At 63.6% G+C, this 6012-nt stretch carries 5 protein-coding genes and 1 pseudogene; all 6 read left to right on the top strand.

Annotation, left to right across the window (positions count from 1 at the left end; translation table 11 throughout):
* Positions 1-277: pseudogene (locus tag VMJ11_RS03530) on the top strand (ABC transporter ATP-binding protein); the annotation flags it as partial.
* Positions 274-1035 carry an ABC transporter ATP-binding protein gene (locus VMJ11_RS03525; protein ID WP_325616944.1) on the top strand — a complete coding sequence of 254 codons (762 nt, stop codon included), beginning with the start codon at positions 274-276 and terminating at the stop codon, positions 1033-1035. The pseudogene VMJ11_RS03530 and the gene VMJ11_RS03525, both read left to right, overlap by 4 nt.
* Positions 1036-1163: 128 nt before the next feature.
* Entirely contained in the window at positions 1164-2381 is a 1218-nt protein-coding gene (locus VMJ11_RS03520; protein ID WP_414694288.1) for an ABC transporter substrate-binding protein, read from the top strand.
* A gap of 102 nt (positions 2382-2483) precedes the next feature.
* Complete coding sequence (locus VMJ11_RS03515) at positions 2484-3368, top strand: branched-chain amino acid ABC transporter permease (RefSeq protein ID WP_325616942.1); 885 nt, start codon at positions 2484-2486, stop codon at positions 3366-3368.
* Positions 3368-4339, top strand: a complete 972-nt coding sequence (locus VMJ11_RS03510; RefSeq protein WP_325616946.1) for a branched-chain amino acid ABC transporter permease — start codon at positions 3368-3370, stop codon at positions 4337-4339. The genes VMJ11_RS03515 and VMJ11_RS03510 overlap by 1 nt, the downstream gene beginning before the upstream one ends.
* Positions 4340-5009: 670 nt before the next feature.
* Positions 5010-6012 (top strand): ABC transporter substrate-binding protein (locus VMJ11_RS03505; RefSeq protein ID WP_325616940.1); only part of this gene is annotated, 1003 nt, incomplete at its 3' end.

Here is a 6012-nt window from a genome sequence, read left to right as displayed (position 1 = left end):
GCCCGAACTGATGCTGCTCGACGAACCGACCCAGGGCATGGGCCACGAAGACGTGGACCGCGTGACGGCGCTCATCAAGAAGGTCTCGAGCGGGCGCACGATCCTCATGGTCGAGCACAACATGAACGTGATCGCGGGCATATCCGACACCATTACGGTGCTGCAGCGCGGCGAGGTGCTCGCCGAAGGCAGCTACGCGGAAGTTTCGAAGAACCCGCTCGTGGCCGAAGCCTATATGGGCAGCGCGGACGCGGCGCTGACGGGGGCGCACGCATGAATACAGTGACCGAACGCGAGCCCGTGGCCGCCGCGGGTGCGGCCGAGGGCGCGCTCGCGCTGGAGATCACCGGGCTGCAGGCGTGGTATGGGGAGTCGCACATTCTGCATGGCGTCGATCTCACCGTCGCGCGCGGCGAGGTCGTCACGCTGCTCGGGCGCAACGGCGCCGGGCGCACCACGACGCTGCGCGCCATCATGGGGCTCACGGGGCGGCGCACGGGGTCGATCCGCGTGGGCGGGCGCGAGACCATCCACATGCCCACGTATCGCATCGCGCATTGCGGCGTGGGGTATTGCCCGGAGGAGCGCGGCATCTTCGCCAGCCTGTCGTGCGAGGAGAATCTGCTGCTGCCGCCGCACATCGGCGCAAAAGACGCCCAGGGCATGTCGCTCGACGAGATCTACACGATGTTTCCCAATCTCGCCGAGCGTCGCCACAGCCAGGGCACGCGCCTTTCGGGCGGCGAGCAGCAGATGCTGGCCGTGGCACGCATCCTGCGCACGGGTGCGAACCTGCTGCTGCTCGACGAGATTTCCGAGGGCCTCGCGCCCGTGATCGTCCAGACGCTCGCGCGCATGATCCTCACCCTGAAGTCGCGCGGCTACACGATCGTGATGGTCGAGCAGAACTTCCGCTTCGCGGCGCCGCTTGCCGACCGCTTCTACGTGATGGAGCACGGGGGCATCGTCGAGCACTTCGGCATTGCCGAGCTCGAGGGGAAGATGCCCGTGCTGCACGACCTGCTGGGCGTTTAAACCGTTTCTTGCATTGCGCGCGGCGCAACGTGATGTAGGGCGCCGCACGGCCCGTTTTGCCTCCGATTGTTCATGGAGTGTTCCTGAATAACGACGCAATAACTACGCAACCAACGAAGGAGACTGCAATGAAGAAAACCACGTTCGCGCGGCTCGCGGGTCTGTTCGCCGCATCGGTAGCTGCGATGGCGCTCAGCGCGGGGAGCGCGCAGGCCGCCGACGACGCGGTGAAGATCGGCTTCATCACCGATATGTCGGGTCTCTATGCCGACGACGACGGTCCGGGTGGTCTCACGGCAATCAAGATGGCGGTCGCCGACTTCGGCGGCAAGGTGCTCGGCAAGCCGATCCAGATCGAGTACGCCGATCACCAGAACAAGGCCGACATCGCCGCTTCGAAGGCGCGCGAATGGTTCGACCGTGACGGGCTCACCATGCTGCTCGGCGGCACGAACTCGGCGACCGCGCTCGCGATGAACCAGGTCGCGCAAGAGAAAAAGCGTGTGTACTTCAACACCGGCGCGGGCACGGATGCCCTGACCAACGAGCAGTGCACGCCGTACACGGTCCACTATGGCTACGACACGGTGGCGCTGGCGAAGGGTACGGGCCTCGCGGTGCTCAAGCAGGGCGGCAAGACCTGGTTCTTCCTGACCGCCGACTACGCGTTCGGCAAGTCGCTCGAGAAGAACACCGCGGACGTCGTGAAGGCGAACGGCGGCCAGGTGCTCGGCGAGGTACGGCACCCGCTGTCGGCGTCTGACTTCTCGTCGTTCCTGCTGCAGGCGCAGTCGTCGAAGGCGCAGATCCTCGGCCTCGCGAACGCCGGCGGCGACACGGTCAACGCGATCAAGGCCGCGAAGGAATTCGGCATCAACAAGACGATGAAGACCGCCGCGCTGCTGATGTTCCTGCCCGACGTGCACAGCCTCGGGCTCGACACGACGCAGGGCCTCGTGCTGACGACGGGCTGGTACTGGGACCAGAACGACGACACGCGCAAGTGGGCGCAGCGCTATTTCGACCAGACGAAGAAGATGCCGTCCGAGCTGCAGGCAGCCGATTACTCGGCGGTGACGACGTATCTGAAGGCGGTGCAGGCGGCCGGCACGACCGATGCGGACAAGGTCATGGAGCAACTGAAGAAGACGAAGGTCAACGACTTCTACACGAAGGGCGGCTATATCCGCGCGGACGGCGTGCTGGTCCACGACATGTATCTGGTCGAGGTGAAGAAGCCTTCCGAATCGAAGCGGCCGTGGGACTACTACAGGGTGCTGCAGACGATCCCCGGCGAGCAGGCGTATACGACCAAGCAGGAATCGAAGTGCGCGTTGTGGAAGTAAGCGCGCAGGCGCTTTAACGGCACGCGGCACGGTGGCCCCGGGGTTGAGCGGGCGCCGCGCCATGTGCCGCACGTATGCGATCTTGAGGAGACGGCGGCTTCCATGACTATCTTTGGCATTCCGTTGCCGGCATTACTGAGCCAGTTGTTGCTCGGGCTCGTGAACGGCTCGTTCTACGCGATCTTGAGTCTTGGGCTCGCGGTGATCTTCGGCATGCTCAACGTGATCAACTTCGCGCATGGCGCGTTGTTCATGCTGGGCGCGATGCTCACGTGGATGGGCCTGTCTTACTTCAACCTGCCGTACTGGGCGATGCTCGTGATCGCGCCGGTCGTGGTGGGTCTTTTCGGCGTACTGATCGAGCGTTCGATGCTGCGCTGGCTGTACCGGCTAGATCATCTGTATGGACTCCTCTTGACATTCGGGCTCACGCTCGTGGTGGAGGGCGTGTTTCGCTCGATCTACGGCTCGTCGGGGCAGCCCTATGACGTGCCCGACCTGCTCGCGGGCGCGACCAATCTCGGCTTCATGTATCTGCCGAACTATCGTGCGTGGGTGGTGGTGGCCTCGCTCGCCGTGTGCTTCGCCACGTGGTTCGTGATCGAGAAGACGCGCCTTGGCGCCTACCTGCGCGCGGGCACGGAAAACCCCAAGCTCGTCGAGGCGTTCGGCATCAACGTGCCGCTCATGATCACGCTCACGTATGGCTTCGGCGTCGCGCTCGCCGCGTTCGCAGGCGTGCTGGCCGCGCCCGTGATCCAGGTTTCGCCGCTCATGGGGCAGCCGATGATCATCACCGTGTTCGCCGTGGTCGTGATCGGCGGCATGGGCTCGATCATGGGCTCGATTCTCACGGGCCTGCTACTGGGCGTGATCGAGGGCTTCACGCGCGTGTTCTGGCCGGAAGCCTCGGCAACCGTGGTATTCGTGATCATGGCGATCGTGCTGCTGATTCGCCCCGCTGGCCTCTTCGGCAAGGAACGATGATGCAAAGGAAAGCGCTTTATGGTTTGTTGCTGATCGGGTTGATCGCCGCTCCGTTCGCGGGCATCTATCCGCTCTTCGTGATGAAGGTGCTGTGCTTCGCGCTGTTCGCCGCGGCCTTCAACCTGCTGATCGGCTATACGGGGTTGCTCTCGTTCGGCCACGCCATGTTTCTCGCGAGCGCGGGCTACACGGCCGGCTATGCGATCCAGTCGCTCGGCGTGACACCCGAGCTCGGCGTGCTCGCGGGCACCGCGGTGGCCACGCTGATCGGGTTCGTGGTGGGCGCTTTCGCGATCCGGCGCCAGGGCATCTACTTCTCGATGGTCACGCTCGCGCTCGCGCAGATGGTCTACTTCGTGTTCCTGCAGGCGCCGTTCACACATGGCGAGGATGGCTTGCAGGCCGTGCCGCGCGGCAAGCTCTTCGGCGTGTTTTCGCTCGATTCGGACCTCTCGCTCTACTACGTCGTGCTCGTGGTGATGGTGCTCGCGTTCCTGCTGATCGTGCGCATCGTGCATTCGCCGTTCGGGCAGGTGCTCGTCGCGATCAAGGAGAACGAGCCGCGTGCAATCTCGCTCGGCTACGACACCGACCGCTTCAAGCTGCTGGCGTTCGTGCTCTCGGCGGGGCTTGCGGGTCTTGCCGGCGCGCTCAAGGTGCTCGTGCTCGGCTTCGAGACGCTCGGCGACGCCTACTGGACCATGTCCGGCCTCGTGATCCTCATGACGCTCGTGGGCGGCATGGGCACGCTGTTCGGGCCGCTGCTCGGCGCGGCGCTGATCGTCTCGCTCGAAGATCGTCTGGGCGACATCGGCACCGCGATCGCTTCGGTCACTGGCGTGGACTGGTTCCGCTCGCTCGGTGAGTCCACAACGATCGTCACGGGGCTGATTTTCATCGCCTGCGTGCTGGCGTTCCGGCGCGGCATTGTTGGCGAGATCGTGGCGCGCGTGCGGCCGCTGCGCGCATGAGCGAGGCGCACGCAGAGGAATACCTGGCACTGCGTTAGAATGAGCGTCCCGCGCGACCATGTCGCGTTGCGACATGCCGGTACGCCCCGTAGTGCGACAATCTCGTTGCAACGCGCCCCACTTCGGTGCCGCACTGCACCACTAGGGTAAATGCTAGTTGCTGCTAAGGGGGGGTAAGTTTAAAGTTTCACTTAGTTCTGATGCACCGAATTTGCAGGTGGAGAACGAGGAGACAACTGAGGCACCCAGTGCCCGGACAAGGAAGCGCTGTTGGATGAGAGTCCAACAGCGCTTTTTATATTTCTGCGCGGATTTTCGCCATTATCGTTTTCGCATCGCGAGGCATGAATCTTTCACGCTTTCGCGTGTATGTATTTCCCTCCGCTCAGTTACGCATTTCCCGCCGCGTGGGCGCGAATCGCCACCCCACAAGGCTCTGCGCATTACGCAAAGTCGCTGCGTAATCATGCGCGCTGTAAGCAGTTCGAAAGGGCTTGCCAGCTGAATACGCAGACCGCTACACTCGCCATTCGCCGACCGTTCGGTCAGCGTTTGTGCATTGATTTCCTGCAACCGATTATCGATTTGCCTGGATTTGCCAAAGGGCTAATCGAGGGCGGCGCGCCACAAAATCCGTTGCAATAAAAAAGCGATTATCGAAGGAGTGGAGATGCGGTTGGTTTGGCGTTGGATGGGGGCGGCTTGCGTCGCGACCGGGGTGCTCGCGGCGACGGCCGGCGGGGCATACGCAGACGTGAAGATCGGCGTCACGCTGTCGGCCACCGGGCCGGCCGCTTCGCTCGGCATTCCGGAAAAGAACACCGTTGCACTGCTGCCGAAGGAAATCGCGGGCCAGAAAGTCGACTACATCGTGCTCGACGACGCGACCGACTCCACGCAGGCGGTGAAGAACGCGCGCAAGCTCACGAGCGAAGATCACGTCGATGCGCTGCTCGGCTCGACCGTCGTGCCGAACTCGCTCGCGATGATCGATGTCGCCGCGGAAACCTCCACGCCGATGATCTCGATGGCCGCCGCCGCCTCGATCGTCGAGCCGATGGATGCGAAGCGCGCGTGGGTTTTCAAGACGCCCCAGAACGACCAGCTGATGGCCGGTGCGATTGCGCAGCACATGGCCGCGCATGGCGTGAAGACGGTGGCCTTCATCGGTTTCGCGGATGCCTACGGCGAGAGCTGGTACAAAGAGTTCAGCGCCGCCGCCGCGAAGCAGGGCATCAAGCTGGTCGCCAATGAGCGCTTCGCGCGCAATGATGCGTCCGTCACCGGTCAGGTGCTGAAGATGATTTCGCAGCATCCGGATGCCGTGCTGATCGCCGGCGCCGGCACGCCCGCCGCGCTGCCGCAGAAAACGCTCAAGGAGCGCGGCTACGCGGGCAAGTACTATCAGACGCACGGCGTCGCCAACAACGACTTCCTGCGCGTGTGCGGCAAGGATTGCGAGGGCACGTATCTGCCCGCCGGTCCGCTGCTCGTCGCCGATCAGCTGCCCGACTCGAATCCTGTGAAGAAGGCTTCGCTTGCGTACAAGCATGCGTATGAAGGCGCGAATGGCGCAGGCTCGATTTCGACATTCGGCGGCCATGCGTGGGACGCCGGTTTGCTGCTGCAACATGCCATTCCCATTGCGTTGAAGAAGGGCCAACCCGGCACGC

The sequence above is a fragment of the Paraburkholderia sp. genome (assembly GCF_035501035.1).
Lineage (GTDB): Bacteria > Pseudomonadota > Gammaproteobacteria > Burkholderiales > Burkholderiaceae > Paraburkholderia.
The sequence above is the reverse complement of the archived record's forward strand: the minus strand, read 5'-3'. Positions and strand labels throughout refer to the sequence as shown.